At 58.4% G+C, this 24,269-nt stretch carries 23 protein-coding genes and 1 pseudogene; 9 read left to right on the forward strand and 15 right to left on the reverse strand.

Annotated elements, in window-relative coordinates; all coding sequences use genetic code 11:
- Window positions 1–36: 36 nt before the first annotated feature.
- The 6 genes and pseudogenes from HUV26_RS12140 to HUV26_RS12165 all read left to right on the forward strand — a co-directional run bounded on the left by HUV26_RS12140 (window position 37) and on the right by HUV26_RS12165 (window position 7,622).
- Window positions 37–1,023: a YbgA family protein gene (locus HUV26_RS12140; RefSeq protein ID WP_174410416.1), complete on the forward strand. Its 987-nt coding sequence runs from the start codon at window positions 37–39 to the stop codon at window positions 1,021–1,023.
- Between the two features lie 193 nt (window positions 1,024–1,216).
- Window positions 1,217–1,513, forward strand: a pseudogene (locus HUV26_RS12145) (HU family DNA-binding protein); the annotation flags it as partial.
- Window positions 1,514–2,034: 521 nt separating this feature from the next.
- Entirely contained in the window at window positions 2,035–2,739 is a 705-nt protein-coding gene (locus tag HUV26_RS12150; protein WP_174410418.1) for a chemotaxis protein CheD, read from the forward strand.
- A 54-nt stretch (window positions 2,740–2,793) separates the two neighbouring features.
- Window positions 2,794–3,618, forward strand: a complete 825-nt coding sequence (locus tag HUV26_RS12155) for a glycosyltransferase (RefSeq protein ID WP_174410419.1) — start codon at window positions 2,794–2,796, stop codon at window positions 3,616–3,618.
- A gap of 420 nt (window positions 3,619–4,038) precedes the next feature.
- Window positions 4,039–6,219 carry a methyl-accepting chemotaxis protein gene (locus tag HUV26_RS12160; protein ID WP_243451374.1) on the forward strand — a complete coding sequence of 727 codons (2,181 nt, stop codon included), beginning with the start codon at window positions 4,039–4,041 and terminating at the stop codon, window positions 6,217–6,219.
- 467 nt (window positions 6,220–6,686) lie between these two features.
- Window positions 6,687–7,622, forward strand: a complete 936-nt coding sequence (locus tag HUV26_RS12165) for a sensor domain-containing diguanylate cyclase (RefSeq protein WP_174410420.1) — start codon at window positions 6,687–6,689, stop codon at window positions 7,620–7,622.
- Window positions 7,623–7,916: 294 nt separating this feature from the next.
- On the opposite strand, the gene HUV26_RS12170 is transcribed toward HUV26_RS12165, so the two are convergent.
- A complete protein-coding gene (locus HUV26_RS12170; RefSeq protein ID WP_174410421.1) occupies window positions 7,917–8,315 on the reverse strand; it encodes a hypothetical protein in 399 nt (132 codons plus the stop codon).
- Between the two features lie 217 nt (window positions 8,316–8,532).
- Here HUV26_RS12170 and HUV26_RS12175 point away from each other — a divergent pair, with 217 nt between their 5' ends.
- Window positions 8,533–8,922 (forward strand): VOC family protein, encoded by a 390-nt coding sequence (locus HUV26_RS12175; RefSeq protein WP_174410422.1) that lies wholly within the window; start codon window positions 8,533–8,535, stop codon window positions 8,920–8,922.
- On the opposite strand, the gene HUV26_RS12180 is transcribed toward HUV26_RS12175, so the two are convergent.
- The 3 genes from HUV26_RS12180 to HUV26_RS12190 form a co-directional block, all read right to left on the reverse strand.
- Window positions 8,880–9,563: a helix-turn-helix domain-containing protein gene (locus HUV26_RS12180; protein ID WP_174410423.1), complete on the reverse strand. Its 684-nt coding sequence runs from the start codon at window positions 9,561–9,563 to the stop codon at window positions 8,880–8,882. The two genes, HUV26_RS12175 and HUV26_RS12180, sit on opposite strands and share 43 nt — an antisense overlap.
- A 216-nt stretch (window positions 9,564–9,779) precedes the next feature.
- Entirely contained in the window at window positions 9,780–10,535 is a 756-nt protein-coding gene (locus HUV26_RS12185; RefSeq protein ID WP_174410424.1) for a substrate-binding periplasmic protein, read from the reverse strand.
- A gap of 213 nt (window positions 10,536–10,748) precedes the next feature.
- Window positions 10,749–11,495 carry a Maf family protein gene (locus HUV26_RS12190; RefSeq protein WP_174410425.1) on the reverse strand — a complete coding sequence of 249 codons (747 nt, stop codon included), beginning with the start codon at window positions 11,493–11,495 and terminating at the stop codon, window positions 10,749–10,751.
- A gap of 300 nt (window positions 11,496–11,795) precedes the next feature.
- On the opposite strand from HUV26_RS12190, the gene HUV26_RS12195 reads away from it, so the two are divergent.
- A complete protein-coding gene (locus tag HUV26_RS12195; protein ID WP_174410426.1) occupies window positions 11,796–12,212 on the forward strand; it encodes a DVU0524 family FlgM-associated protein in 417 nt (138 codons plus the stop codon).
- Between the two features lie 27 nt (window positions 12,213–12,239).
- Window positions 12,240–12,548, forward strand: a complete 309-nt coding sequence (flgM, locus tag HUV26_RS12200) for a flagellar biosynthesis anti-sigma factor FlgM (RefSeq protein ID WP_174410427.1) — start codon at window positions 12,240–12,242, stop codon at window positions 12,546–12,548.
- Window positions 12,549–13,078: 530 nt separating this feature from the next.
- On the opposite strand, the gene fliW is transcribed toward flgM, so the two are convergent.
- The 11 genes from fliW to flgF all read right to left on the reverse strand — a co-directional run bounded on the left by fliW (window position 13,079) and on the right by flgF (window position 24,146).
- Window positions 13,079–13,528 (reverse strand): flagellar assembly protein FliW, encoded by a 450-nt coding sequence (gene fliW, locus HUV26_RS12205; RefSeq protein ID WP_174410428.1) that lies wholly within the window; start codon window positions 13,526–13,528, stop codon window positions 13,079–13,081.
- Window positions 13,504–13,743: a carbon storage regulator CsrA gene (gene csrA / locus HUV26_RS12210; protein ID WP_174410429.1), complete on the reverse strand. Its 240-nt coding sequence runs from the start codon at window positions 13,741–13,743 to the stop codon at window positions 13,504–13,506. Before csrA ends, fliW begins: the two co-directional genes overlap by 25 nt.
- 5 nt (window positions 13,744–13,748) lie before the next feature.
- A complete protein-coding gene (flgL, locus tag HUV26_RS12215; protein ID WP_174410430.1) occupies window positions 13,749–15,299 on the reverse strand; it encodes a flagellar hook-associated protein FlgL in 1,551 nt (516 codons plus the stop codon).
- Window positions 15,300–15,323: 24 nt separating this feature from the next.
- Window positions 15,324–17,447, reverse strand: a complete 2,124-nt coding sequence (flgK, locus tag HUV26_RS12220) for a flagellar hook-associated protein FlgK (protein WP_174410431.1) — start codon at window positions 17,445–17,447, stop codon at window positions 15,324–15,326.
- A gap of 12 nt (window positions 17,448–17,459) precedes the next feature.
- Window positions 17,460–17,924, reverse strand: coding sequence for a flagellar protein FlgN (locus HUV26_RS12225; RefSeq protein ID WP_174410432.1), 465 nt, complete (start codon window positions 17,922–17,924; stop codon window positions 17,460–17,462).
- Window positions 17,925–17,936: 12 nt separating this feature from the next.
- Complete coding sequence (locus HUV26_RS12230; protein WP_243451375.1) at window positions 17,937–19,346, reverse strand: peptidoglycan DD-metalloendopeptidase family protein; 1,410 nt, start codon at window positions 19,344–19,346, stop codon at window positions 17,937–17,939.
- Between the two features lies 1 nt (window position 19,347).
- Window positions 19,348–20,481: a flagellar basal body P-ring protein FlgI gene (locus HUV26_RS12240; protein WP_174410626.1), complete on the reverse strand. Its 1,134-nt coding sequence runs from the start codon at window positions 20,479–20,481 to the stop codon at window positions 19,348–19,350.
- Between the two features lie 76 nt (window positions 20,482–20,557).
- Window positions 20,558–21,259: a flagellar basal body L-ring protein FlgH gene (locus tag HUV26_RS12245; RefSeq protein ID WP_174410627.1), complete on the reverse strand. Its 702-nt coding sequence runs from the start codon at window positions 21,257–21,259 to the stop codon at window positions 20,558–20,560.
- A 63-nt stretch (window positions 21,260–21,322) separates the two neighbouring features.
- Window positions 21,323–22,321 carry a flagellar basal body P-ring formation chaperone FlgA gene (gene flgA, locus HUV26_RS12250; protein WP_174410433.1) on the reverse strand — a complete coding sequence of 333 codons (999 nt, stop codon included), beginning with the start codon at window positions 22,319–22,321 and terminating at the stop codon, window positions 21,323–21,325.
- A gap of 238 nt (window positions 22,322–22,559) precedes the next feature.
- Window positions 22,560–23,345: a flagellar basal-body rod protein FlgG gene (gene flgG / locus HUV26_RS12255; RefSeq protein ID WP_174410434.1), complete on the reverse strand. Its 786-nt coding sequence runs from the start codon at window positions 23,343–23,345 to the stop codon at window positions 22,560–22,562.
- A gap of 18 nt (window positions 23,346–23,363) precedes the next feature.
- Window positions 23,364–24,146: a flagellar basal-body rod protein FlgF gene (gene flgF, locus HUV26_RS12260; protein ID WP_174410435.1), complete on the reverse strand. Its 783-nt coding sequence runs from the start codon at window positions 24,144–24,146 to the stop codon at window positions 23,364–23,366.
- Window positions 24,147–24,269: the final 123 nt, after the last annotated feature.

The raw sequence follows: 24,269 nt of genomic DNA on the forward strand, positions 1-24,269 counted from the left end.
TGTGCATATTGTACCGCTTCATGGAGAAAGCGCAACATGGTTGATGCAACGGATAAGATTACCTTGGGCATTTCGGCGTGCCTGCTCGGGCACAAGGTGCGGTTTGACGGCGGGCACAAGCTGGACTCGTGGCTGGTGAACACGCTTGGGGCGTACGTGCGGTTTGTGCCCGTGTGCCCGGAGGTGGAGATGGGCCTGCCTGTGCCGCGCGAGGCTCTGCGCCTTGTGGGCGACCCGCAGAATCCCCGGCTTATTACCGTGCGCGGGGGCGAGGATTTTACCGGGCGCATGCGCGAGTGGTCGCAGGAGCGCATACGCGGGTTGCATGATGAGGGCTTGTGCGGCTTCATATTCAAACGGGCTTCTCCTTCCAGCGGCATGGAAAGGGTTAAGGTCTACCGCGATGTGCCGCCGGAGGAAGCGAAGAAGGCCGGACCGCCAGTTAACGCGGGGGTGGGCATCTTTGCTGCGGAGTTTATGCGCGCCTTTCCGCTGCTGCCTGCAGAGGAGGAGGGGAGGCTTAACGATCCCGCGCTGCGGGAGAACTTTGTGGAGCGCATCTTCGTCATGCGCAGGTGGCGGCAGCTTCTGCAGGAAGGCATGACGCCGGGCGGGCTGGTGGCCTTTCATACCCGGCACAAGCTGCTTATTATGTCACACAGCGTGGAGCACTATCGCACGATGGGGAAGCTTGTCGCGGGGGCCGGTACGCATGAGAGGGCAGAAGAGCTTGCGGAGCGGTATCAGACCCTACTGCTCACGGCCATGGGCAGAGAGGCCACGGTGAAGAAGCATGTGAATGTGTTGCAGCACGTTATGGGATATTTCAAGAAAACCCTGACGGCAGATGAAAAGCAGGAACTGCTGGAAATCATTCAAGCCTACCATGCAGGGCTTGTACCGCTTATTGTTCCGGTGACCTTGCTGAATCATTATGTGCGCAAGTATGCGGAATCGTATCTGGCCGGACAATGGTACCTGAGCCCGCATCCGCTGGAACTGAAGCTGCGTAATCATGTGTAGCCCCGGTTGCAACGGGATGCAGCGGGGAGTGGCGGAGTGCCGCCGGGAGCCGTTGCGCCAGTCGCAATGCGGGCGGAAATGCTGGCCGGACGCAGCCTTGCCCCGTGTAACTCGGCATAAAAATGGGAAAAGCCCCTTGCCAGAGTTTTGCGGTGTATGTATTACTCTAATATAGTGGACTAATCTTTTTGCCCGTAGGAGCGAGGGTGCCGGGATGAACAAAAGTGAACTTGTTAAGATGCTGTCGGAAGAGCATAACCTGTCCAATGATGAGGCAGCGCTGGTCGTGAACACGTTTTTTGACAGTGTTCGGGATGCCTTGCTGGAAGGTGACAGAGTGGAGATTCGTGGTTTCGGCTCGTTCAAGGTGAAGGATTACAGCGGGTACAAGGGGCGTAACCCCAAGACGGGACAGAGTGTGGAAGTTTCTGCCAAGAAGCTGCCCGTGTTCCGCGCAGGCAAGGAACTGAAGGAGCTGGTGAACGACTAGTTTGTTCCCATCCCGGCATAGTTTGACGTGGGAGACACAGCCCGGTGGATTCCGGAAAGCAGGCGCGCGCCCGCTCTGTTGCGCGTGCGCCGCGTCCGGCTGGTAGTGTCTGCCGCGTGGTACCGCGCTTCAGACGGCGCACCATGGCATGCCCGCAGAGCGCATGGGCCGAAGCGCAGCGGGGAGACCGGAACGTTTCCGGCATTCTGCGGGCAATGGGACGGCGTGCCGTGTGGGGCGGCGTATTGTATGGGGTGGAGGTTGCTTTATTCCGCAGGTAGGGCATCCGGCGAGCGGGGCATTCCTGCGGGCGCTGATTGTTCCGGGAAAACCACGGCCAGCCTGCCGAAGCGGCTGCCTGCCGCAAATGTCTGTACTGCCGGACTCCGCACGTTTTTCATGCATGGGTTTTGATTGCCTGCCCCGATGCGTACAGTGCCGTTCTGACCGGCCCGCAGGGGCATTTTTTAACAGCCAGCCAAGTATCAGGATGCGCGCATCCTGACGGAGTACAGGCCACCATGCTGCCAGGCAGCAAACGCTCCAGCATTCATTCCTCGCTTCCCGGTCCGCTGCGGGATTCCAACCTGCCCAACGTGCATCTCAAGATAGGCGAGGGTATAGTTACCGCCGGGGATATGCTCATCGCCACGGTGCTCGGTTCGTGCGTGTCCGTGTCATTTTTTCATGCGGGCAGCGGGCTTGCGGGCATATTCCACGCCATGCTGCCGGAACACGCCGGATACAAAGACTCCGGGAAAACTCCCTGCAAGTTTGTTGATTCCGCCATTCTCCTCATATATGAACAATTCCGGCGGCGTGGCATAGCCAACCGTGACATGGAGCTAAAACTCTTCGGGGGAGCGTTCAGCATGGGGCAGGGCGGTACTGCATCTGTACGCAGCCTTGTGGATGTGGGCTCCCGCAATGTGGAGACGGCGCGTGCGATGCTGCAGCGGTTGGGATTGACAGTATCCCGGGAGAATGTGCTGGGAGACAGGGGGCGCAAGCTGGTTTTTGATACCCGCTCCGGCGAGGTATGGCTGAAGATGCTGGGCCGTGCCGAGGGACAGGTGGTGCTGAAGCAGGAAAGCGTGCTTGTACCTGTTGTAGAGGGGCGCGCGTGTCCGTTGGGTCGCCTGGACGGTGTTGTTCCATCGGAATTAGCTATAACGGGCCTGAAGGACATGCCAAATGCGGCGGACATGACGGGCAAACAGCGGTAGCCGGATGAGATAAGGCAAGAAGTACCGGCGCATGGCGCCGCGTTTCGGGACACCATGAAGATAGTCTTTTGCATCGATGACAACCCCCGCTACCTCATGCTTGCCCGGGTGGCGGTGCGCAGCCTGCGCAGGCTGTATGGCGACTCCGTGCCCGTGCTCTGCGTCTACGGCGGTCAGGACGAGTCCGTGATGCAGGGGGTGCGGGATGAAGGCATTGCCCTGTCCTGCTATGCTCCGGTGCTGAACAGGGATGTGGTGCCCGCGCAGTTTCATCGCGCCATCGGCGCTTTTCTGAAGTTGGAACTGGCACTGGTGCCGGAACTTGCAGAAGACGACTTCGTGCTCTACTGCGACAGCGATATCTATTTCCACTCCCGGTTCGACGATCTGCTGGAGATACGCCCCCCGTATATGTCCATGGCGCGTGAAGATACGGCCCCCTTCTTTCATAACGTCGAGCAGATGGAATACCAGTATCGGGGCAAGCGCTACGTGGTACCCATGCCTTTTCCCATCTGGACGTATTCATCCGGCGTGGTGCTCTTTAATCTGGCGCGGCTGCGCAGGCTTGACTATATCCGCAATTTTCTGGCGTACTGCGAACAGAACCTGCATCACATAGGCAACCTGGACCAGTCTTTGCTGAACTATTTTTTCGGTAAGCGCATCACCAAGCTGCCCCCTTCCTGCAACTGTCCCCCGTACAGGAAGGAAGCCCGGCGCGAGGGGCGCATCATCCATTTTCACGGCCCCAAGCCGTGGGATATCCGCCCCGCCCTGTGGAAGGACCTGCGCATCAACCACTATGCGTGGTTCCGCGAACGCTGGTATGACCTGCTTTCCCCTGAGGAGGCGGCACTGGTCCGCAGCTGGGAATAGGTGTTTGTATGGCAGAACCCGGAAAAGCATCTTGCAGTGTTGCCGCGAGGTGTTGTGGGTATTGCGCAAGCCTCTTGCGCGCCTGCCGGTAACATGGGAAACAGGGCCTGAGCCTTTTTTGCGTCCTGCATCACACCGAGTTTGAACGGCTTGCAGGGAGTGGTTTTTTCAAACAGATAGACTTGCTCTGCCGATTCCTCCTTCTCCACCTCCTTTTCCTGATCATATTCATGTCGCTGCGCTTTTCTGCCCGCAACGGTGGTGCCGTCGTATGCGCCGAACCTGCATTGGCACACAACTGAACTGTTGCAGGTTCACTCTGTTATGCTATGCTACGGAAGATGGCCTTTTTCGGCCTGTGTGTGCAGCGTTGTGCTTTTGTAACAGGCTGGAATGGATAAGGAGCGGAGGGAGAGAGACATGCGGCTGACTATTCGTGCAAAGATGGTTGTGCTGGGGGTTGGGGTGGTTGCCGCGCTGGTGGTCATGGGCATCATCGGACGCTGGGGTCAGGAGGCTGTCAGAGTCTATGTGGAACAGGACCATGAACGGCAGGAACAGTTGCAGGTGGTGCAGGAAATGAGAACTGCCACGCTGGAATTGCTGCTTGCCGCCATGGATTCCATTGTGGACAGGGAAGACGGTACCATCAGTCAGGAGAGGATGGCCGGGATTGAGGCAAACGCGGCTATGCTGCTCAGCGGACTGCCGAAACTGGAAATGCTTTCGGATACGGATCAGGAGCGCGAGGTTGCCCGCCAGTTGGCACACACGGGAGTACAGTTTATTGACGCGGTGCGCGTGGACCTGAAGAATCTTATCGAGAAGAGTGCGGGGCGGTCAGAGGCTGTTTCGAAGCGGTTTGAAGAACTGGATGACCGGCTGGATGAGTTTGGCGACGGCCTTGACGAGGCCCTGGCGGTTATTGAGTCCGGCTTGGAGTATACCAGGGAGTCCGGCGGTGCAGAGGGGCGTATGCTCCAGCGGATTGCGGAGATGCGCAGGGTGGTGCTGCGTGTCATGCTTGCCGCCATGGATGCCATTGTAGACAAGGAGGAAGGCGATATTTCGCCGGAGCGCGCTACAGCAATAGCCGACGGATTGCGGATGCTGGAACGGGAAATGCCCGTGCTCAGGACCGTTTTGGCCGGTGAATCGGAACAGGCTCTTGCGACAGCTATTGCCTTGCTGCCTCAACTTGCCGAGGCTTTGGAGCGGGAGCTTCCTGAGGCCATTCGAGAGGGGGCCCATGAGCAGCAGGCCATGCGGCAGGCATTTGCGGAAATGGATGACCGGCTGGATGCGGAAGGCGACGGGGTTCTGGAAAGCCTGACGGTTATGCAGGATTCCATACGGCAGGAACTGGATGAGGCGCAGGGCGCCTTGCGTGCAGTGATGGATCAGACGGGTATGGTGGGAGCCTTGCTGTTGCTGGCGGCTGTTACTGTGGTTTCGGTCAGTGTGTTTATGCTTGCCCGTAGCGTGGTTGGCCCGTTGCGTGAAACGGTGCATTTTGCCGATGCCGTGGCGGCGGGCGATCTGAACCGGGGCATAACATATGCGGGGCAGGATGAAATAGGTAGTCTGGTGCAGTCTTTGAGGACCATGGTGGAGACGCTTAGGGCGAAGATTGCCGAGGCAGAGGAGAGGAAGGAACAGGCGGACGAACAGGCGGCGCAGGCGCAAAGGGCCATGGCGGAGGCGGAAGAGGCCCGTGGCGCGGCTGAGCAGGCTAAAAAGCAGGGGCTTATGGAAGCGGCCGCGCGGCTGGAAGCGGTTGTGGAGAGCGTGAGTGGCGCAACCGGGGAACTGGCTGCACTGGTTGAACAGGTAGGTAGTGGGACCGGCATACAGAATGACCGCCTCGGTGAGACGGCTTCTTCCATGGAGGAGATGAACGCGACCGTGCTTGAAGTGGCACGGAATGCCGCATCGGCTGCGGATAACGCGGAAACGGCCAGAAACCGCGCCGTTTCCGGGGCCGGGGTTGTGGGTGAGGTTGTGTCGTCCATGGGGGCGGTGCAGAAGACCTTTGACACCATGCGAAACGGTTTGGATGAGTTGAGTGTACACGCTGAAGGGATAGGTGATATCATCAACGTCATCAATGACATAGCGGATCAGACTAACCTGCTGGCCCTGAATGCGGCCATAGAGGCCGCCCGGGCGGGTGAGGCGGGACGCGGGTTTGCTGTGGTGGCGGACGAGGTGCGCAAACTGGCGGAAAAGACCATGCATGCAACGCAGGAAGTGGGAAGCGCCATATCGGCTATACAGGTGGGAACACGCAAGACCGTGGGCGATATGGGGGCTGCCGGTGATGCGGTGGGGCAGGCTTCCGGCCTTGTGGTTCAGGCGGGAGAGCGCCTTGGGGAGATTGTCTCCCTTGTGCAGGGCACGACCGATCAGGTTCGTTCCATAGCCACTGCTTCAGAGGAGCAGTCTGCCGCTTCGGAAGAGATTAACCGCGCAGTGGAGGACGTGAGCCGCATTGCATCGGAAACAGCAGGTGACATGGACAGGGCGCAGGAGACACTTCATATGCTGCGCAGGGATGCGGAAGCACTGAACGGATTGCTTGTTTCGTTGCGCAAGGGGTAGCGGTCGTTGGGAAGTGGCTGGCAGCCTATCCTGCCGTTTGCTCCGCAGTTCCGCGCGTGCAGTGCCCTTACTCGGTGTTTTTCGCGTTCCGGGAGTTGCCATTGCCGGCACATGTGCGGCAAAGGCGTATGCTTGCCGACAGGTTAAGGCGGGAGTGACTGCATAAGGCAGCCTGCCCTGCGTGTTTGGGTGTGGTTTTTCCGTTTTTTTGCGGGTGCGAAAGTGGCCGTGTTTTAAGGTATTATTTGCTCAATAGCGTTTTTTCGATTTACCTTTTGTCTTTTCGGGCCAATTTTGGTACAGCCCGAGTGATTGCCCTAGGCGAGACTGGGAGTGGCGGTTCACGGCGATGAAGATTGCAACAGTGGGCCGCGCAGGCGGGGGGCGGGTGCCGGATGGTGCCCGAGACGTCTCTCCCGTGATCGTGCGGGGTCGTGTTGGGGAATCTGTTTTGGTGGGGGTGAGCCGTGCACGAAATACCTTCCTTTGAGCCCGACTTGGGCATGATAGAACGCATGTTGCAGATAGAGCGCTACGCGTGGCTCTCTTTGACGCATGATATGGGTGCTGTTGTGTCCATTGATGGACGGTTCGAGGATGTGAATACCCACTGGGAGGCTGTGACCGGGCATGACGAAAGCGTTTTGCTTGGCAGCTATCTTGTGGAGTATATGCATTTTGACGACCGCGAACGCGCCCTTGCGGAGTTGCAGAGTTTGATCACCGCCGATGTGAGCACCACATCGGTGATTTTTCGTTTCCAGTGTAATGACGGTGAATACAAGCGTCTGAGCTGGAACCTTATGTTTTCCCCCGAGCACGAGTGCTTTTTTTCTACCGTGAAGGATGTGAGCGAATCGCTGATGGATAAGGCCATCCGCTATGCCTACAAAGATGTGCTGACAGGCTTGGGCAACCGTTTGTTTCTTATGGACACGGTGCCCGTGTGGCTGGATGAGACGCAGCAGAAGGGCAAGCAGTTGGCGGTGTGTTTCCTTGATCTGGACGGCTTTAAACAGGTCAATGACACGTACGGGCATCGCGTGGGTGACTTGCTGCTCAAAAAGGTGGCGGAAAAGCTGGTGCGCTATGTGCCGGAAGAATGCGTGGTGCGTCTTGGGGGCGATGAATTTGTTGTGGTTATGCGGGATGTCTGTTCGCGTGAAGACGTGGCGGAAGCACTGAGCCGTCTTATAGCCAACATCAATTCCCCCGTGCTCATAGAAGGGCAGGACTGTGCCGTGGGTGTGAGCGTGGGAGTGAGTATCTTCCCGCAGGACGGGGGCACGCTTGAGGAGTTGGTGCAGGTGGCGGATGAGGCCATGTATGATGTGAAGCGCGATGGCAAGAACGGGTTTGCCTTTAATCCCCAGACAGAGGATGAGGCCGCCTGCGGCAGTTGACGCGCGCCGGAAAGGAAATGGTAATGCGCCATACCGCTGTGCGGTGTGGCGTTTTTTTGTTCCGGCTGAAAATGATCCAGTGGGCGGGGACGAGGGCGCCAGCCTGCACCAGAAGACTGCACCAGGCTGCACCTGGTTGCATGTGGTCGCGCCAGATTACGCCTGATCGCTCCTGACCGACCTGATCGCGTCTTTCAATGGTGGGCAATGGTGGGCAACGGCGGGCAATGGCGGGCAATGGCCGCGAAGCGAGGTCGGTAGCGCGTAGTGGAGGAGAAATACGGTGGTTGCGGGCTAGAGAGCGCTTCCGGCCAGGGCCGCCTCTTCTGCAAGAAGCCAGTACAGCGCTTCGGATTCATCGCTGAACAGGCGTCCGTTGGTTATGCCTCTGTTGCGGAGCACTGTTTCCACAAAGCGCAGGGATTGCAGGGCAGCGGGGTTTCGTTCCGCCCAGGCGATGCGGTATTTTGAGGTGACGCCAAGTGACTTGAAGATTTCTCCGTGGCTGAAGGCGTCCATGGTGTTCAGCGGTGTGGTGGTTTCTGCAACGCCCAGTACGTAATAGCAATTGCGGCGTGTGCAGGTGTCCACAATTTTGCTCCACAGCTCCAGACTGATGCGGTAGTTGTCCTCGCCCGTATGGCGGGCTAACACGTGGTCGCCTCTGTATTCGACGGATATGGTGTAGGACAAGGCTTCCCCCTTGTGCCTTCTTGTGTGTGAAGGAGCATTTCCTGTAATGTAAATGAGTGCTTTCTGCAAGAGGGGGCAAAGGGGACAGAGACATTTTGGGAGGCGTTTCCAAGAAATTCGGCCAGCCGGGACGGTGTGCTGTTCCTGTCGTGATTCTTCAAGACACGAGGTTGGCTTTACGTGTACGGGTGGAGAAACGGCTGCAAAGGAGTATGACATGCGCTTTAAGTACACGATATTGTTTGTGGAGAATGTGACCCGGAGCATAGAGTTTTTTGAGCAGGCTTTCGGGCTCAGCCGCCGGATGATTCACGAATCCGGCGACTATGGCGAACTGGATACCGGGGCCACAACGTTATCCTTTTCTTCCCTGCGGCTCATGACCCAGCTGGGAAAAACACCGGGGAACGCCGATCCTTCCTCGCCGGTTTTTGAGATAGCCTTCGAGACGGACGACGTGGCCGCAGCACTGGAGAGGGCACGGGCTGCCGGTGCCACGGTAGTGCAGGAGGTTCGCGAGGAGCCGTGGGGGCAGACAACCGCGTATGTGACCGGCGGTGATGGTTATCTGATTGAGATATGTTCCCCGGTCAGCGGGGCATCGTAGCCTGTCTCGCAAATGCTCCACGCCGGGTGGGAGGGGTTGTTCCGCCCGGATGCCAATGCCCCCGGCGTGAACCCGAACCAGCGTTTCAGGTCTCTTGTCATGTGGGCCTGATCCGAAAAAAGACATCCGGCTACGGCATCCTGCAGGTGGTGACCGGACAGGATGCCGCGAGCCGCCTTCCGGGCCCGGGCCAGCTGACGCCAGAAGTCGGGGGACTCTCCGGTTATCTGCACGGCATGGCGTTGCAGGGTCCGCAAACTCACGCCCAGAGCGTGCGCGGCGGAGGCGGAGGAAGTGGCAACGGCCAGACAGGCCAGCATTTCCGTGCTGTCGGATGAGATGGAGGCAGCTTCGCGCGCAAGTGCCGCGAGCGTGCTCAGGGAGTTTGGCGTGGGCGCTTTACTGAGGATGTGGGCCGCGATGGCCGCGCCGGGCTTGAGCCGCACCCCGAAAAACATTTCTCCCGGTAAAACGGAAACGGTTTCGGGCGAGTGCATAAGGTGTGAGAAGAAGACGTGCTGCGTGCCATCGGGCCTTTGCCTGATGATGAGGTCGCGGCAGCCGTCCGGCATGACGATGGTTGTGTGGGGTTTGTCTGTTGAAAACGACCATGTGGCCAGTATGGGATCGCTGTCTGCCATGTCTTTTCTGTCTCTTAGTCTTTCCGTGGCGCAATGACGTGATAGGCTGCCAGCACGTGCAGCAGTTCCGCTGTTGGCAGCCTGCCACGTTAATCAGTGATTATGTGTTGTAAATGTGAGTGTTCACTCGTCTTGAAATTGTTCTGGGGTGAGATTGTGTGTGGGGGCGAGCGATGATTCCAGCAATGAATGGATATTGTCATGTTTATATCAAGATTACTTCACATATTTTTGTATAATTTTATCTTTGGCGCCTGTGGCCATTACATCTTCTAAGGATCTTTGTAGCGTAACGAGAATGTTTTCAGAAGTTTTTTTGTTTGCTATCATGTAATAGTCGCCTTCATCAGAAAGAAGATGTGCAGTTTCGATGCTTGAATAGTTGTGTTCCAATCCACTCATTTGGTACTCTAAATCTAACGGGTCTCCTGGAATAAGATCGATACGCTTTGCAAATAGCATTTTCAACAATTGCTCAGAATTGGACGCTACGTAGTAATTGTTTTCATGAAAACCGTTGGAGATGAAAAACTGTTCGACAGATCCCCCGGAAAGGACTCCTGTCTGATATTTTTTAATGTCTTCTAGGTCATTGATTTGTATGTCGGTTCTGTTTTTTAGTTTATAAAGATATACTTTCCTTGAATGTAGCGGGCCAATCCATACAAACATATCTTCGCGTTGTGGGATTCGTGCTACTGTATATAGCATGGTGTTTGGGGTTCTTTCTACAGTAAGCAAGGCTCGCTTGAAAGGGTGAGGAACAAGTTTATATTTAATGTCGGCATTCTGTAACGCTGCTTCTATCAGTTCCGTGCTGATTCCAACAATCTTGCCATTTTCCATAAAGTTATACGGAGGCCAGTTGTCGACAAAAATAGTAAGTTCCTGAGCTTTTACGGCTGATGATAGCCCAAGGAATAGAATGATCAGTAAAATATTTAATGATTTCATCTTCCATTGCCAGATCATTTGCTTGCCTCTTCGATTAAATTTCAGCGGCAGAAGGGGGTAGCTGATAAACAGTTTTCGTTAATTCCTGAGATTAGACGTGGGCAAGCTCGGTAGAAAATGATTATTGTCCCGCGATGGTAAGAAGTTTGTAAGCAAACCTAAATCTTGTCATTGTTTACTGTATCATCGCCTTAATGTCGTAATTTGTTAGCAGTTATAAACTCGGCAAGATTATCTCCCCATCCCCGGGTGAACGACTTCCCGCTGAACCAAAGTCTCAATCACCCGCGTCAGCGGCAGGCCCACCACGTTGGACCATGAGCCGTCTATGCGTTCCACCAGAAACGAGCCTATGCCCTGAATGGCGTAGGCTCCGGCCTTGTCGGCGGGTTCTCCCGTGCGGATGTAGGCAAGCAGGGCTGTCCGGCTTTGCGGGGCCATGGTCACGCGGGTGGAGACGGCAAAGGTGTGAATCCGCTCTGCGGCAGGTGCCGCGGTTTGCGGCATGACCACGCAGACACCGGTGATAACCTCGTGGGTTGTGCCTGCAAGGCGGCTGAGCATGTCTAGCGCATGGTCATTATCCTGCGGTTTGCCCATGATTTCCCTGCCCAGCACCACAATGGTGTCTGCCCCGATGACACAGGCTTCCCGGTGGTGTTCTGCCACGGGCAGCGTTTTGGCAAGGGCTGCGCGGCGGGCGTAGTCTTCCGGGTTTTCGTCCGGCTGCGGTGCGGGTTCTGCATCTGGTGCGGTGTGGACGGAAAAAGGGATGCCCAATTCGCGCAGAAACTGGCTGCGCCGGGGAGAACCGGAAGCCAGCACCACGGGAAGCAGGGCGGTAAACACCGGGGGCGTGTCCGGATATGAGGGACCTGCGGGGGACGAAAGTGGACGAACTGTGGACGGGGGCAGGTTTTCCCGGTCATGCTCATGCACAGCGGGCGGGTGATGGGGAGAAGTCGGGCGTTTTGTCATGGTGCCTGCAGGATATGTGTGTTGCGGATGCTGTAAGCCATGCCGGATTTTGCACGCAACGGCAAGAGTAAGGGCGGGCCATGCGCCCGCAGGCGGGGCTGTTGCGGGGGCAGGATGTAATGACGGGTGGGGCAGCGGTGACAACTTTACGCGTGGCCTAAACTTTTTTGCCGTGCAGTCGAAAAGAGGGGTGAGAGCATGCGCCGCTTTCTCCCCTCAAACTTTTTTTGAGAAAAATGCGTATGCAGCCCTAAAGTTCTCTTCCTAAGGTTCCGATAAGGGACATGAGGGGAGAACGTAATGAGCGTAAAGTCGTTTTACATCCGCAATATGCTGCTCAAGTACGACAAGCAGCTTGTCACCGCAAGGCGGCTTGCGCGCTACAATCAGGCGCTCAAGATGGCTCGTGGCGACGGAGAGGAAACCCTTCCTCCGGATGTGAAGCGCGGCATAATGGTGGAGCGCATTGCCAGAGAAGTGATGGAAAGTCTGTTGCTTTCCGGCAGTGACAATCCCGTGGTCCGGGAGATTAAGGAACAGCTTGAGCGTGAAGTGGGCGAGAAGCTTACCTTCACCTACCCTCCGACCGAACTCGACCTTCAGGTGTACCGGGAAACCCCCGATGGCACCGTGGAGGTAACGCCAGCCGAGAAAATGGTCATTATGGAGAAGCTGTGGCAAATCTCTTTGGACAGGGTGAACGCCACCATGCTATAAGGGCATTGCGCCCCGGGGAGGTTCATTATGGAAATAAAGAATTACCTGAAGGGTCTTGATCCCTATCAGGCACAGCTGGACAAGGCCGATGCAGCCAAGGCCCGGAAAGCCAAGAGCGGCGAATCCGGCAAGAGTGCAGCGGAAGGCGACCGGGTGAGCGTTTCTGACGAAGCCCGCCTGCGCACCGAGGCCTACCGTACCGCCCTGAGCACACCGGATGTGCGTCAGGAGAAGGTGAACGCCATAAAGGCGAAGGTGGACGCCGGTGAGTATATTGTGGACAGCCAGAAGGTTGCCGAAAAGCTGATCAAGGAAGAAGTGGAACTGTTCATGTAAGCAGGCCTTTCCGAACGTGTTTCGGAAGGGCCTTTTCTTGTGCAGCGGGGTAGGCAGCAGCTGCGGCCAGTAGCCGACGGTTACGGGCAGTAACTGGCGATACCGGGCAGTACGGGTTGTACGGGGGTATTTGCGGAAATACGGGCAGGCGGGGCCTGCTTTTTTTGCGCCTGCGGAATAGCTGCCTGCGGGATAGTTATCTGTACGATAGTTGCTTGCGGGATAGCTACCTGTAGGGTGGCTGCCTGTAGGATGGCTGCCTGCGGTAGTGTCTGAGGACGGGTTGCCAGCGGGAGATACGCTTCCTGCGGGGATGTCGCGGCATGGCTGTTTTTTTCCGCAGGAGGGGGCGGTGGCAGCGTGCCTGCGTGGTTTTGCTGTATGCCGGTTGGTGGTTAATGTAGGCCGTTCGGGCGGTGCAGGCGCAAAAACGCTTCAGGGCCGCCGTGTCAATGATCAGACACGGCGGCCCTGAAGCGTTTGCAGTGCGGGGAAGGAGACTCCCCTGCACCATGCAGCCCTGTGCGCGGCTATTCCTTGGGCATGTGCAGGTAGACCTGACTGGGGAACTTGCCGTCTGTCTGCGGAATCTGCAAGCCCAGCCGGGCCTGATGGTTCACGAGTATGGGGCCGGAGAGGTTAAGGGCAGTTTTTTCCGGCTCACCCTTGGGGATGCTGACGGTAACCAGCACGGCCACCTGCCGGATGTTCTGCAGGCGCAGGAGCTTCTGTTCCGCCTCACCCACACGGATGGGGTAGTCTTCCAGAAAGCTGTACGGGTCTGCCACCAGAAGGCCGAGACGGGGATCATCCATGCTTTGCAGCACGAGAAAGGGCGAGCCTTCCTTGAGTTGCAGCAGGGTGAAGTCGTGCTTGTCCTCAAAGCCCATGAGTCCACGGGGAAAGTATATGACCTTATCCATGGACACCACTTGCCTGCCGAGGCGCGTATGAACTATCTTTTCGTTTTTCCTTGCCATATCTGCGTAGCCGCCAGAAGATCCGCGTCGCTTGTTTCGAGTGACAGACGGTTTTGTTCCTTAACACGCAAGTACACTTCTTCCCGGTACACGGTCATATCTTCCGGCACGTCAAGGCCAAGCTTTATCTGCTTGCCCTGCACGCTCAGCACCGTGATTTTTATGTTGTCGCCCAAGTGCAGGCTTTCGCCGGGGCGCCGGGTTAGGATGAGCATAGGTGTTAGATGAAGTTGGTAAGGTTCATTTGCATAATCTGCGCGGAAGACTTGAGAACACTGTTGTAGATGAGCTGCTGCTGGGCCAGCTTGGTCATCAGTTCTGCCACATCGATGTCCTCAATATTGCTCATTCTTGCTTTTTCGTCCAGTTGAATGGTGTCCAGCACATTGCCCACCACTTCCAGCCGGTTTTCGCGTCCGCCTACAGCGGCTGCCTGCGTCATGATGAGCGAGCTGGCGGTGTCCAGATCGGCCAGCGCTTCCTGAATACCCTGCTGGTTGTTGCTCTCCATGAACCCGATGAGCCTGCCCACGGTTTCGAACAGGTTGCGTCCGTCGCCGCCATACGCCGCCATGGGCACGGAGTCGTTGGGGCCTTGGTACAGACCGCCGAACACGTCCTTGCCGATGCTGTTCACGGTAAGGGTCTGGTTGCGGGAAATTTCGAAGGTGATGTCGCCCCGGTGCGGGCGCACGATGAACTGATCACCCTGTGCCAGCGTGTTACCGCCGTTGGAGGACAGGGTGAGGAACCCGCCGGGAATGGACAGAGGCGCGCTGTTTGAGGTGCCTGCGGAAGAGGCTATGTTGCCTCTGGTCCACGAGTTGCCGTTGTCCAGACTGTAGGAATAGACAATCTGTCCGCCGAGGCTGGCATTGGACGAGTCTATGCGCACGAGCACGTCCTTGGAGAAGACCCCGGAGGCGGCACCTGTGACCGGCGATGCGCCGAAATGTGTTATGGTGGGCGGCAGGTCGTTATCATCGCCCTTGTATATGGCTGTGGGACGTATGTAGAGCCACGTGCCGTTTATGGAACCGTTGCTCAGCGTATCGTGCACATTGGTGGTATCCACCGCCTGCACCGCCGTGCCTGCCTGCATGGTCAGGTTCACGCCGTCGATGGTGAGTGAGTTCTGGCCTGCGGCGATTACGCCGTTCTGCCATGTTCTGCCCGCATCGGTGGAATAGCGAAGGGTTACGGGCGTGGCGCCGCCGATGGTGGCATTGCTGGTGAACTGCACCACAAAGGTTTTGCTGGCGGCACCGGTGATGGAATAGCTGCCGTCGGGGAACACGCTGTCGTTGGAGGTGAGGCCGAGCCCCTGCACAAAGGCGGGCTGGTCGGTCTTGTGACCGGCAAAGAGGTGGCGTCCCTCGTACTGGGTGTTGGCAAGGTTGATGAGCTGCTCATACTGCTGGCGCAGTTCGAAGCTTATCTGTTCGCGGTTGTTTGCGTCCAGCGTGCCGGTGGCAGCCTGTTCGGCAAGGCCCTTCATGCGGGTGAGAAGGGTGTTTACCTGCAGCAGGGTCTGGTCCGCAAGGCCCAGCCAGCTTTTGGCGGTATCAATATTCTTCTTGTACTGCTCAATGCCGGAAAGCGAGTCGCGGTAGTTCAGAACCCGCGCCGTGCCGATGGAGTCATCCGAAGGCTTGTTGATGCGCTTCTGGCTGGAGGCCTGAATGTTCGATTCCATGAGGTCGGCAAGCGACGAGTTCATGTTGGTCACGAAGTTCGTGAACATGCTGCGCTGTGATACTCTGACTGACATGGCGTTATTCCCTGCCTGTGGCCGTTAGTTCTTCAGACTCAGGACTGTCTGCATCATCTGGTCCGCCGTGGTGATGAGCTTGGCGGCAGCCTTGTACGAATGCTGGAACTTGATGAGGTTGCTCATCTCTTCATCCAGGTTTACCCCGGCGACGGCGTTCTGCCGCTCGTTCAGGTCCTTGGCCAGCGTTTGATTGAACATGGCGTTGAATTTGGCGTTGGCCGTATCTGCGCCCACCAGACCCACCAGCGAGTTGTAGTATTGCTGGAGCGACTGGTTGGAGGAGGAATCCGACGCCGTGTTTATGGACACCTTCTTGTCCTTTAACTGGGCAATGCCGAGGGCGATGCTGTTGTCGCCGGTATTTGCCTCTCCGCCGCCGTTCACGCTGCCTGCGTTGATGAGCTTGGAGTCCTGCCGCAGTTCATCGCGTATGGCGATGGTGGAGGAGGAGTTACCCTTGAAGAAGGTGTTCAGGCCCAGGGCTGCGGCAAGGCCCGAAGAATCTGACCCCAGTTCGAAGGTGTAGCCGCTGTTGGCCCGCAGGGTCAGCTTGTTGTCCACGATGGAGGCTGTGACAAAGGTGCCCATGGTGTTGTTGAAGGCATCGCGCACGTCTTCCAGCGTGTGCACACTGGGATCGAAATTCTGTATGCCGGGGGTGACCGAGTCGAAATCCAGCGGCCCGAACGAGGTGGGGGAGGCAAGCTCGCCCGTCTGTTCGTTGTAGGCATAGAACATCATGTTGCCTTCGGTCAGCTTGTGGCCGTAGTCCAGTCCGGCACTGGGCGAATTAAGCGCAAGGCCGGTATTCTTTACCCCGTACGTGCCCTGCAGCAGGGTGTGTGCCTCGCTGCCGCTGCCCTGACTGTGCAGGCGGTTTACTTCCCAGACCAGTGCCTCGCTCAGTCCGTCTAATTTTTCGCGGTACCGGCCGATGTTATAGTCGCGCAGGTAGAAGTAGCCGGAGATGGAACCGCCGGTGAGGCGGCGTTCGTTTTCCGTACCGTCAAAGAAGGACTGCGGTGTGATATTCAGGTCCTGCGTGGTGGGCGTGACCCACATGAGGTGGCTTTTGGGCACCACGGTGAACTTGTCGCCCACGGCAAGGTTCTGCGTGCTGTCGGTGAAATAGATGTCGATGTTTGAGCCCTGCACGCGCACCTTTTCCGATTCCGGACGTGCGGGAATGTGCAGTTCGTTCCCGTTTTCGTCCTTCAGCCACGTGCGGCCGCCGTCCAGTGAAACACGCAGCATGGCTGCGCCCACACCGGCACTGCTGGTGACCGTGCCGCCGCTGACGACCTCGAAGGTGTATTCGTATTCGTCCTGCCCATCAAAGGCGATGGTGCCGTCAAAGGTGGAGCCGGAAGTGAGCGAAGGATAGGCGGCAGGACCCGTGAAGCGCAGTTCATAGACCTCTGTGCCGTCCACAAGGGTGTGGCCCGCCTTGGTGTTGACCGTAAAATCGCCGCTGCCGTTGTCTATGACGTCAATATCAACCTTTTCCGCCAGCAGGCGGACAAGCTGGTTGCGCTGGTCCAGCAGGGTGTTGGCGTTGTTGGAGCCGGGTACGTCGTGTACCTGTATCTGCCTGTTCAGCTCGGCGATACGGGTCATCAGATCGTTGGCCTGATCCACTTCCTGCCGGATGTAGTCGTCCATCTGCGTCTGCATGCGGCTCATGTTCTGTTCAATGTCGCGCATGAGGAAGACCAGATTTTCCGTGTGCGCCAACAGTGCCTCGCGCACGGCATCGTCATCGGGCCGTTTGGCCAGTTCCTGCCAGTCCTTGAAGAACTGGTTCATCATGGCGTTCAGGCCCTGTGAGTTGGATTCGTTGTACAGGCTTTCCACGCTTTTCAGCACTTCCTGCTGCGTGTTCCAGCGCTGGTAGATGGAGTTGCGGTCGTTGAACTGTTCTTCCACGAACTTGTCGAAATAGCGGAACACCTCTACCGCATTGACCCCGGTACCCAGTTGACCGGGGCGGCTGTCAATGGTGATGCTCTCCTCGAACCGCACGGCCTGACGCGAATACCCGGTGGTGTTCACGTTGGCTATGTTGTTGCCGGTGACCTGTATGGCACTTTGCGAGGCAAACAGCGCGCTGTTGCCGATGTTGAGGAGCGAGGTAAGACCGCCCATGTTGGACCTCTCTTAGAGTCTGCCCTGAATGAGGGATGCCTGGGGGCGCGACTGGGTGAATCGGCCCATCTTGCCGTAGGTGTTCTGAGCCTTGGGGGCGACCTGATCGTGCAGGAACTCCAGCAGGTGCTGGTTCTGGTCGTGCAGGGCAAGCGCCAGCCTGGCGTTCATGGACGCCTGCCGTGCGCATTCCTGTTCCAGAAGGTCGATGTCGTCCAGAAGCTGCTCCAGCACCACCTGCTCTTCTTCAGGCAGGGTGGGGGTAAGCTCTCTGAGCCGCTTGCCGCCCAGTTCTTTGCGCAATTCCAGCCGTTCTACGGCAATCTGGCGCATAAGTTCATGGATGGCGAATTCTGTTGCGGTAACTTCCTGCGGCTTGTTATCCCTGAGCTGGGCAAACTCTTCCCTGATAAGCAGGTCGAGCACCTGAAGTCCCTTGTATTGACGGACAAGATTGCCGTTGGCATATGAGAACATGAGCGACCTCCGTTAGCTTCGGCGTCCTACTGAAAGCCCGGCCAGAAGCCTGTTTCTGACCTGTTCCGGGTTCCATGCCAGCTCGCCCTGCCGGATTTCGAAGTGCAGGTGCGGCCCGGTGGAACGGCCTGTGCTTCCTACCTCTGCAATTTTCCTGCCGGAGCTGATGTAGTCGCCCTCCGCAACGGTGAGTTTGCTGTTGTGGCCGTAATAGGTGTGCCAGCCGCCCTCGTGTTCCAGCACCACAAGATTGCCGTATCCTTCCCTTTCTCCCGCGAAGACCACCTTGCCGTCCCATGCGGCGGCGACGGGGTCGCCCACGTTACCGGCGATGTCCATGCCTGCGTGCCACTCGCGCATGCCGGTGAACGGATCATCGCGCCAGCCGAAGCCGGAGGTGATGCGTCCGGGCAGGGGCCAGTTGAGCATGCCCATTTCCGGATTGCGGCTCACGGGGCCGCCCATGGCGAGCGTGCCTTCGTTTCTTTCTGCAAAGCCTGCGCTGCCAGCCCTGCTGACGGCGGCGGAATGTTGCAAATCTTCGGGATCATAGGTTGCGCCATCCCGGCGGGGGGGCATGCCGTATCCGGGGTTGACCTGTGCGGGGGCTTGCAGAGGGGGGCGGCGCATGGACGGAGACGCCCCGCCCACGCCGGAAGGCTCATCCGCCGGGGTGCCGGTGAGGATGGAGCGGGCTATGCGGTCCACCTCGGTGTGCACGGAGGAATCCTGCGCCGTGAAGTGTGCCTGGGCATGGGGCTGTGTGCCCTGTGATTGCGGTGACAGGCCGGACGAGAGAGGGGCGGAACGTAACGGTGCCGCCCGTCCGGGCTGCGTAGCTGCCGGAGTAGCCGGGGTAGCCGGAGGCATGCCCTGAGGCGGGATAAGCGGCAGAGGAGAGGGCAGAATGATACCCTGCTCATCCGTCATCTGGTCCTGCGCGTCATTCAGAGGGGAATACAAACTGTCATCATGCGGTATATCCTGCCGCAGGGGGGTGTCTTCCGGCCTGTCCGCATGGCGCAGCGGTTCCACAGGCACGGGAGTGGAGACCCGGCTGGGAGCCGTGGTGCGGCTGGCACTGCCCATGGAGCTTTGCAACTGCTCAACCAGCATGTCCGCAAGGCCTATGCCGCCGGCGGAGGCCATTTTTTTGGAAAGTTCCTGATCGAACATGCCCTGCCAGAATTCTTCGTCCTTGCCGTGCAGGTAGCCTTCTTTGGGCACGGTGGCGCGCATCTGCTGCCACATTTTCTGAATGAAGATGGCCTCAAACCCTTCCACAGCCTCACGCAGCTTTTTGTCCTTGGCGTCCGGGTCGACAAGGCGCTTACGCAGGGCATCCATTTCCAGCTTGCGGCGGATGAGATCCTGCCCGCTCATCTGGGCATTGAGGAGGTTGGGGTCGAGAGGCGTGGTCATGTCAGATCACCTCAAGCTCCGCGTGCAGCGAACCTGCTGCCTTAAGGGCGCGGAGGATGGAGATAAGGTCGCGCGGGGTTGCGCCGATGGAGTTCAGGCCATCGGTGAGTTCCTGCAGGGTGGCACCTTCCACCAGAACGAGCCGTCGGTTTTCTTCCTGCGCGGCAATGTCGGTGGCGGGAGCGGCAACGGTCTGTCCGGGGCTGAAGGCACCGGGCTGCGAAACCTGCATGCCTTCCTGCACCACGATTTGCAGTGCGCCGTGGGCAATGGCCACCTGAGAGATGCGTACATCGCGGCCCACCACAACCGTGCCGGTCTTTTCATCCACCACCACGCGCGCGCGCGAGTCGGGGGTGATCTGCACGTTTTCTATGGACGCCATGAGCGGCACCAGATTGTTCTGGTACTCGGGCGGAACGCGCAACCGGATGGTGGAGGCGTCTGTGGCGTAGGCAAAGTCGCCGCCGATGGTTTCGTTCAGGCGGTTTACCACCTGCTGGGTGGTGGAAAAGTCTGCATTGTTCATGTGCAGGGACAGGGCGTCCTGACTGTTGAACTGGAACGGGATGCCGCGTTCCACGGAAACGCCGTTGGGAATGCGGCCCACGGTGGTGATGTTTTTCTGTGCGCGGGCGGCCTCGCCTTCTGCGGAAAAACCGCCGAGGGCCAGCGGGCCTTGCGCCAGTCCGTAGACCTTGCCGTCTATGCCCTTGAGGGGGGTGAGCAAAAGCACACCGCCCAGCAGGCTGGAGGCGTCGCCGATGCTGGAGATAGTGGCGTCGAGCCGTGATCCCGGCTGCGCGGAGGAAGGCATTTTGGCTGTGACCATGACCGCGGCCACGTTCTTGGGCCGCAGGGCGTCACGGTCCACGCTTACGCCCATCTTGTCCAGCATGTTGGCCATGGAACTGATGGTGAAGGTGGAGGTTCTGCCGTCTCCCGTGCCGCTAAGGCCCACCACAAGCCCGTATCCCACGAGCTGGTTGTCCCGCATGCCGCCGAAGCTGGCGATATCCTTGATGCGTACCGCGCCTGCCCGGGGAGGCAGGGCCAGCAGGCATGTCAGAACAAGGGCCAGCAGCGGGAGAAGGAGCAGGGCAACCTGGCGGATACGGGGAGCCTGCACCGGCATGGCGGCTGTATGGCCGGAGCGTGCGGTGCGGGCAGAGTGGTGATGGGGGCGGATATTCATATTGTTCTCCACGGCGCTAGAAGGGCCAGATGTTGTCCATGAGCCGCACAAACCAGCCGGGCTTCTGCTTGTCGCCTATGACGCCTTCGCCGTAGTAGGCAATGCGGGAATTGGCCAGTTGGGTGGACTTGACGGAGTTGTCCGCTCCTACGTCGGAGGTGCGCACCAGACCGCTGATGACCATGTATTGCGTTTCATCGTTCACACGGGTTTCGCGTGCGCCTTCCACCTGCAGCAGACCGCCCGGCAGCACCTTGATGACGCGGCAGGCAATGGTGGCGGTGAGAGTGTTCTCGCGTTTGGTCTCTCCCTTGCCGTCAAACGATGAGGTGGAACCTGCCTTGAGCAGGGGGGTGGTTCCCAGCGAGCCTGCCACCGCCATGGGGCCAAGCCCCACGCGGTTGTGCCCGAAGAAATTTTCTACGCCGAGCTCAATGGACGATTCCTTTTCCGTGGATGTTTCCGCCTTGTTCTTGGCGGTGGTGGTTTCCACAATTTTCACGAGCACGATATCGCCCAAACGGCGTGCGCGGTTGTCGGAAAAGAGAAAATCCGCCTCTGCATCGTCGAACAGTGAACCGGGATTGGCCGCGCGCTCCTCAGGAGTCATGGCGGCGGGTTCCGGCAGCATGGGAGGCATGGGCGAAGGGGTTTCTTTGGCCGCCTGACAACCGCTGATGACCAGCACCGCCAAAATGCCGACGAGAATGCGTACCATGTTCATAATCCACCTCTCTGACCGGAAGCCCCGGCCTGTGCGGTTCTTTGGGAGAACCGCCCGTTATCTGCTGATGACCACCGTGTTTTCGTCGCGCACGGTAGCGTATATCTGCTTTTGGGTTTGCAAATTGCGGACCGGAATCATCTCACCCGGCTTGCCGTCGCTCATGGCTTCTGCCGGGACGGTGAGGCGCAGGCTCTTGCCCTGATAGATAAGGCTCACGCGGTTGCCTTTCTGGAGCAGGGGCAGAGATTCAAGGTCGGTGAAATAGATCACGCTGCCCGTGCCGACGGAGCGCAGCACCCGCCACGGACCGCCTTTGCCGTCCCACACATCGCCCCGCACAAAGGCCAGATTTTTGCGGGCAAAGGTGACGGATTCCGGCGTAAGGGTATCCAGCCTGTTCAGCGGAATGGCGGCGCAGGGAACAGTGACCCACTGGTCCAGCACGGCTCCGCCGGTGATGCGGCGGACAACCTCGCCGCGCTGTGTTACTTCGCGCAGCCGGATGGGAAGCTGCCCCGGCGAGAGAGAGGTGGGTGGTTCCACCTCCAGCCTGTTCAGGCGGTCCCGCAGGAAGATGAAGGAGGGCAGCTGGATGTCGCGGATGCCTGCCTCGCCCTGCATGGTGGCGGTATGGCGTGTCAGGGAACTGACGACCAGCGTGTGCAGTTCGTCCTGCCGCAGAACGCTGCCGCCCTTCTGGATGGCGATGGACGAAGGCAGCACGGCAAGCTGGGCGTTTTCTCCCAGATACTTGGTCAGTTCCTCATGCAGTCGCGTGCGCGAGATGCTCATGGGCTGGCCGGGACGGGGAGGAGAGGGCCACAGTTCCATATCTGCAAACCGCTGCCAGTTGGCGGGATTGATGGTGCCTGAAGGATCGGCTATTTCGCCCAGCCGCACCCGCTCGCCCATGACGACGGCGGCATCGCGGATATGGATGCGCCAGTCTGCATCCGCCTTGGCGTAAGCGGCGGCGGCAACCGACAACACCAGCGTCAGCGCCAGCAGCGTGCGCCGGATGCGGCGTAGTGTGGTGTGTCTGTGTTGTCTCATGTTGTCGTCTCCCGAAGGTTTCTGCACCGAAGTCCTGTACAAAAGAGCCTGGTACGTGTTGCGCAGGCCCGCTTGCGTAAATCGCTCTGGGGGCTGTTTGTGCAATTGTTTGAAAAGAGTCAGCACTGGCAGTCTGTTAGCTTTTCGCAACAGGCCGGGCTTATGCTGTCGTGTCAGGCAGCCGTGTCAGGCAGCCTTATCTGGCAACCTTATCTGGCAGCCCTTTGCCGGGAGCCTGTTACGACCGCTTCAGCTGGACAGCCATCTGGAGCATGGAGTCTGAGGTCTGAATGGCCTTGGAGTTCATTTCGTACGCGCGCTGGCCCACGATCATGTTGACCATTTCGTCCACTATTTCCACGTTGGACATTTCAAGGAAGCCCTGCGCAACGGTGCCCACATTGTCTGTGCCGGGCACGCCTTCCACCGCGGCACCGGAGGCTTCCGTTTCCGAGTAGAGGTTACGGCCCCGGGCATCCAGACCTGCCGCGTTGATGAAGGTGAAGAGGGGAATCTCTGCCGCCGCCAGCTCCGTTCCGGTGCTGTCCAGCGCGGCAATGTGGCCGGTTTCCGAAACGGCGATGTTTTTGGTCTCCGCCGGAACGTTGAACTGCGGCTGCAGCACATAGCCGTTGGCGGTGACGATGGTGCCGTCCTGATTGAGCTTGAAAGCCCCGGCGCGCGTGTACATAAGCTCGCCGTTCACTTCTACCTGAAAGAAACCTTCGCCTTCTATGGCAAGGTCCAGCGCGTTGCCGGTATTCTGGTAGTCGCCCTGCGTGAAGAACTTGTGCACCGTGGTGGGGCGCACGCCAAGGCCGACCTGAATGCCTGTGGGAATGCGGTTGTCTTCTCCGGTGACGGAGCCCGCAATCTTCAGGTTCTGGTACATAAGGTCCTCGAACTCGGCCCGGCTTTTTTTAAAGCCGATGGTGTTCACGTTGGCAAGGTTGTTGGAAATAACGTCAATATTGAGCTGCTGGGCAATCATGCCCGTGGCGGCTGTCCACAGGGAACGCATCATGGTGGTATCCTCCCGACGCTATAACCGTGATTTGGAAACGCGCTGGATGGCATCCTTGTCCAGCGCATCTGTGCTTTGCATGACCTTGGTGTATGCTTCGAACTGCCGCTGGGCTTCGATCATGTTCACCATCTCCGTAACCACTTCCACGTTGGCTGTTTCCAGAAAGCCCTGTGTGACCACGGTGCCCTCCGCAGGCTGCTCCGCGGGCTGTACCCCGGCGCGCGGCTGGAACAGGTTGCGGCCGCGTTTTTCCAGCACGGTGGGGTCTTCGAGCGAGACCACCTGCAACTGTCCGATGGCCTCGTCGCCGTTGAATATCTGCCCGTCTTCGCTGATGTGCACCTGCGCGTTGGGCGGAATGACTATGGGGCCGCCCGTTCCCAGCACCGGCCAGCCCTGCTCCGTGAGGAGCGTGCCGTCAGCACTTTGACGGAAATGACCGTTGCGGGTGTAATAGTCGCCGTCGGGGGTCTGCACCTTCAGGAAGCCTTCCCCGTGCAGGGCTACATCCAGCGGTGCTCCGGTAATACGCAGACTTCCTTGGGTAAAATCTGTCTGTGAGACGGCAAGCCGGGGCTTGGCAATGTGTATGGGTTCCGGGAACAGTTTTTTGGAGCGGACTGTTGCCACGGGTTCCATGATCTGGTCGTGCGCGAACATGACGAAGGTATCCGCGAAGGCAAGCTGGTCCCGCTTGTAGCCCGTGGTGTTCACGTTCGCCAGATTATTGGTAATACTGTTCAGGCGATGCTCGTTGGAAAGCGCGCCGAAGAGCGCACTGTACATACTGTCCTGCATAGCTATCCTCCTTGCGGCACAGGCCGCGTGCAGGATGTTATGCAAAAGAAGGGCCAGAATGGATGTGCGGGTGAAGGGGGGGGATGCTTGTGCCGGAAGTCGGAGCAGCCCATATTTGAGCTG

Source organism: Desulfovibrio psychrotolerans (assembly GCF_013340305.1).
Lineage (GTDB): Bacteria > Desulfobacterota > Desulfovibrionia > Desulfovibrionales > Desulfovibrionaceae > Halodesulfovibrio > Halodesulfovibrio psychrotolerans.

Excerpts from the sequence above, each read along its gene's own strand:
- HUV26_RS12140 (WP_174410416.1), top strand. The coding sequence starts at position 37 with ATGGTTGATGCAACGGATAAGATTACCTTGGGCATTTCGGCGTGCCTG.
- HUV26_RS12150 (WP_174410418.1), top strand. The coding sequence starts at position 2,035 with ATGCTGCCAGGCAGCAAACGCTCCAGCATTCATTCCTCGCTTCCCGGT.
- HUV26_RS12155 (WP_174410419.1), top strand. The coding sequence starts at position 2,794 with ATGAAGATAGTCTTTTGCATCGATGACAACCCCCGCTACCTCATGCTT.
- HUV26_RS12160 (WP_243451374.1), top strand. The coding sequence starts at position 4,039 with ATGCGGCTGACTATTCGTGCAAAGATGGTTGTGCTGGGGGTTGGGGTG.
- HUV26_RS12175 (WP_174410422.1), top strand. The coding sequence starts at position 8,533 with ATGCGCTTTAAGTACACGATATTGTTTGTGGAGAATGTGACCCGGAGC.
- HUV26_RS12180 (WP_174410423.1), bottom strand. The coding sequence starts at position 9,563 with ATGGCAGACAGCGATCCCATACTGGCCACATGGTCGTTTTCAACAGAC.
- HUV26_RS12185 (WP_174410424.1), bottom strand. The coding sequence starts at position 10,535 with ATGATCTGGCAATGGAAGATGAAATCATTAAATATTTTACTGATCATT.
- HUV26_RS12190 (WP_174410425.1), bottom strand. The coding sequence starts at position 11,495 with ATGACAAAACGCCCGACTTCTCCCCATCACCCGCCCGCTGTGCATGAG.
- HUV26_RS12195 (WP_174410426.1), top strand. The coding sequence starts at position 11,796 with ATGAGCGTAAAGTCGTTTTACATCCGCAATATGCTGCTCAAGTACGAC.
- flgM (WP_174410427.1), top strand. The coding sequence starts at position 12,240 with ATGGAAATAAAGAATTACCTGAAGGGTCTTGATCCCTATCAGGCACAG.
- fliW (WP_174410428.1), bottom strand. The coding sequence starts at position 13,528 with ATGGCAAGGAAAAACGAAAAGATAGTTCATACGCGCCTCGGCAGGCAA.
- csrA (WP_174410429.1), bottom strand. The coding sequence starts at position 13,743 with ATGCTCATCCTAACCCGGCGCCCCGGCGAAAGCCTGCACTTGGGCGAC.
- flgL (WP_174410430.1), bottom strand. The coding sequence starts at position 15,299 with ATGTCAGTCAGAGTATCACAGCGCAGCATGTTCACGAACTTCGTGACC.
- flgK (WP_174410431.1), bottom strand. The coding sequence starts at position 17,447 with ATGGGCGGTCTTACCTCGCTCCTCAACATCGGCAACAGCGCGCTGTTT.
- HUV26_RS12225 (WP_174410432.1), bottom strand. The coding sequence starts at position 17,924 with ATGTTCTCATATGCCAACGGCAATCTTGTCCGTCAATACAAGGGACTT.
- HUV26_RS12230 (WP_243451375.1), bottom strand. The coding sequence starts at position 19,346 with ATGACCACGCCTCTCGACCCCAACCTCCTCAATGCCCAGATGAGCGGG.
- HUV26_RS12240 (WP_174410626.1), bottom strand. The coding sequence starts at position 20,481 with ATGCCGGTGCAGGCTCCCCGTATCCGCCAGGTTGCCCTGCTCCTTCTC.
- HUV26_RS12245 (WP_174410627.1), bottom strand. The coding sequence starts at position 21,259 with ATGGTACGCATTCTCGTCGGCATTTTGGCGGTGCTGGTCATCAGCGGT.
- flgA (WP_174410433.1), bottom strand. The coding sequence starts at position 22,321 with ATGAGACAACACAGACACACCACACTACGCCGCATCCGGCGCACGCTG.
- flgG (WP_174410434.1), bottom strand. The coding sequence starts at position 23,345 with ATGATGCGTTCCCTGTGGACAGCCGCCACGGGCATGATTGCCCAGCAG.
- flgF (WP_174410435.1), bottom strand. The coding sequence starts at position 24,146 with ATGCAGGACAGTATGTACAGTGCGCTCTTCGGCGCGCTTTCCAACGAG.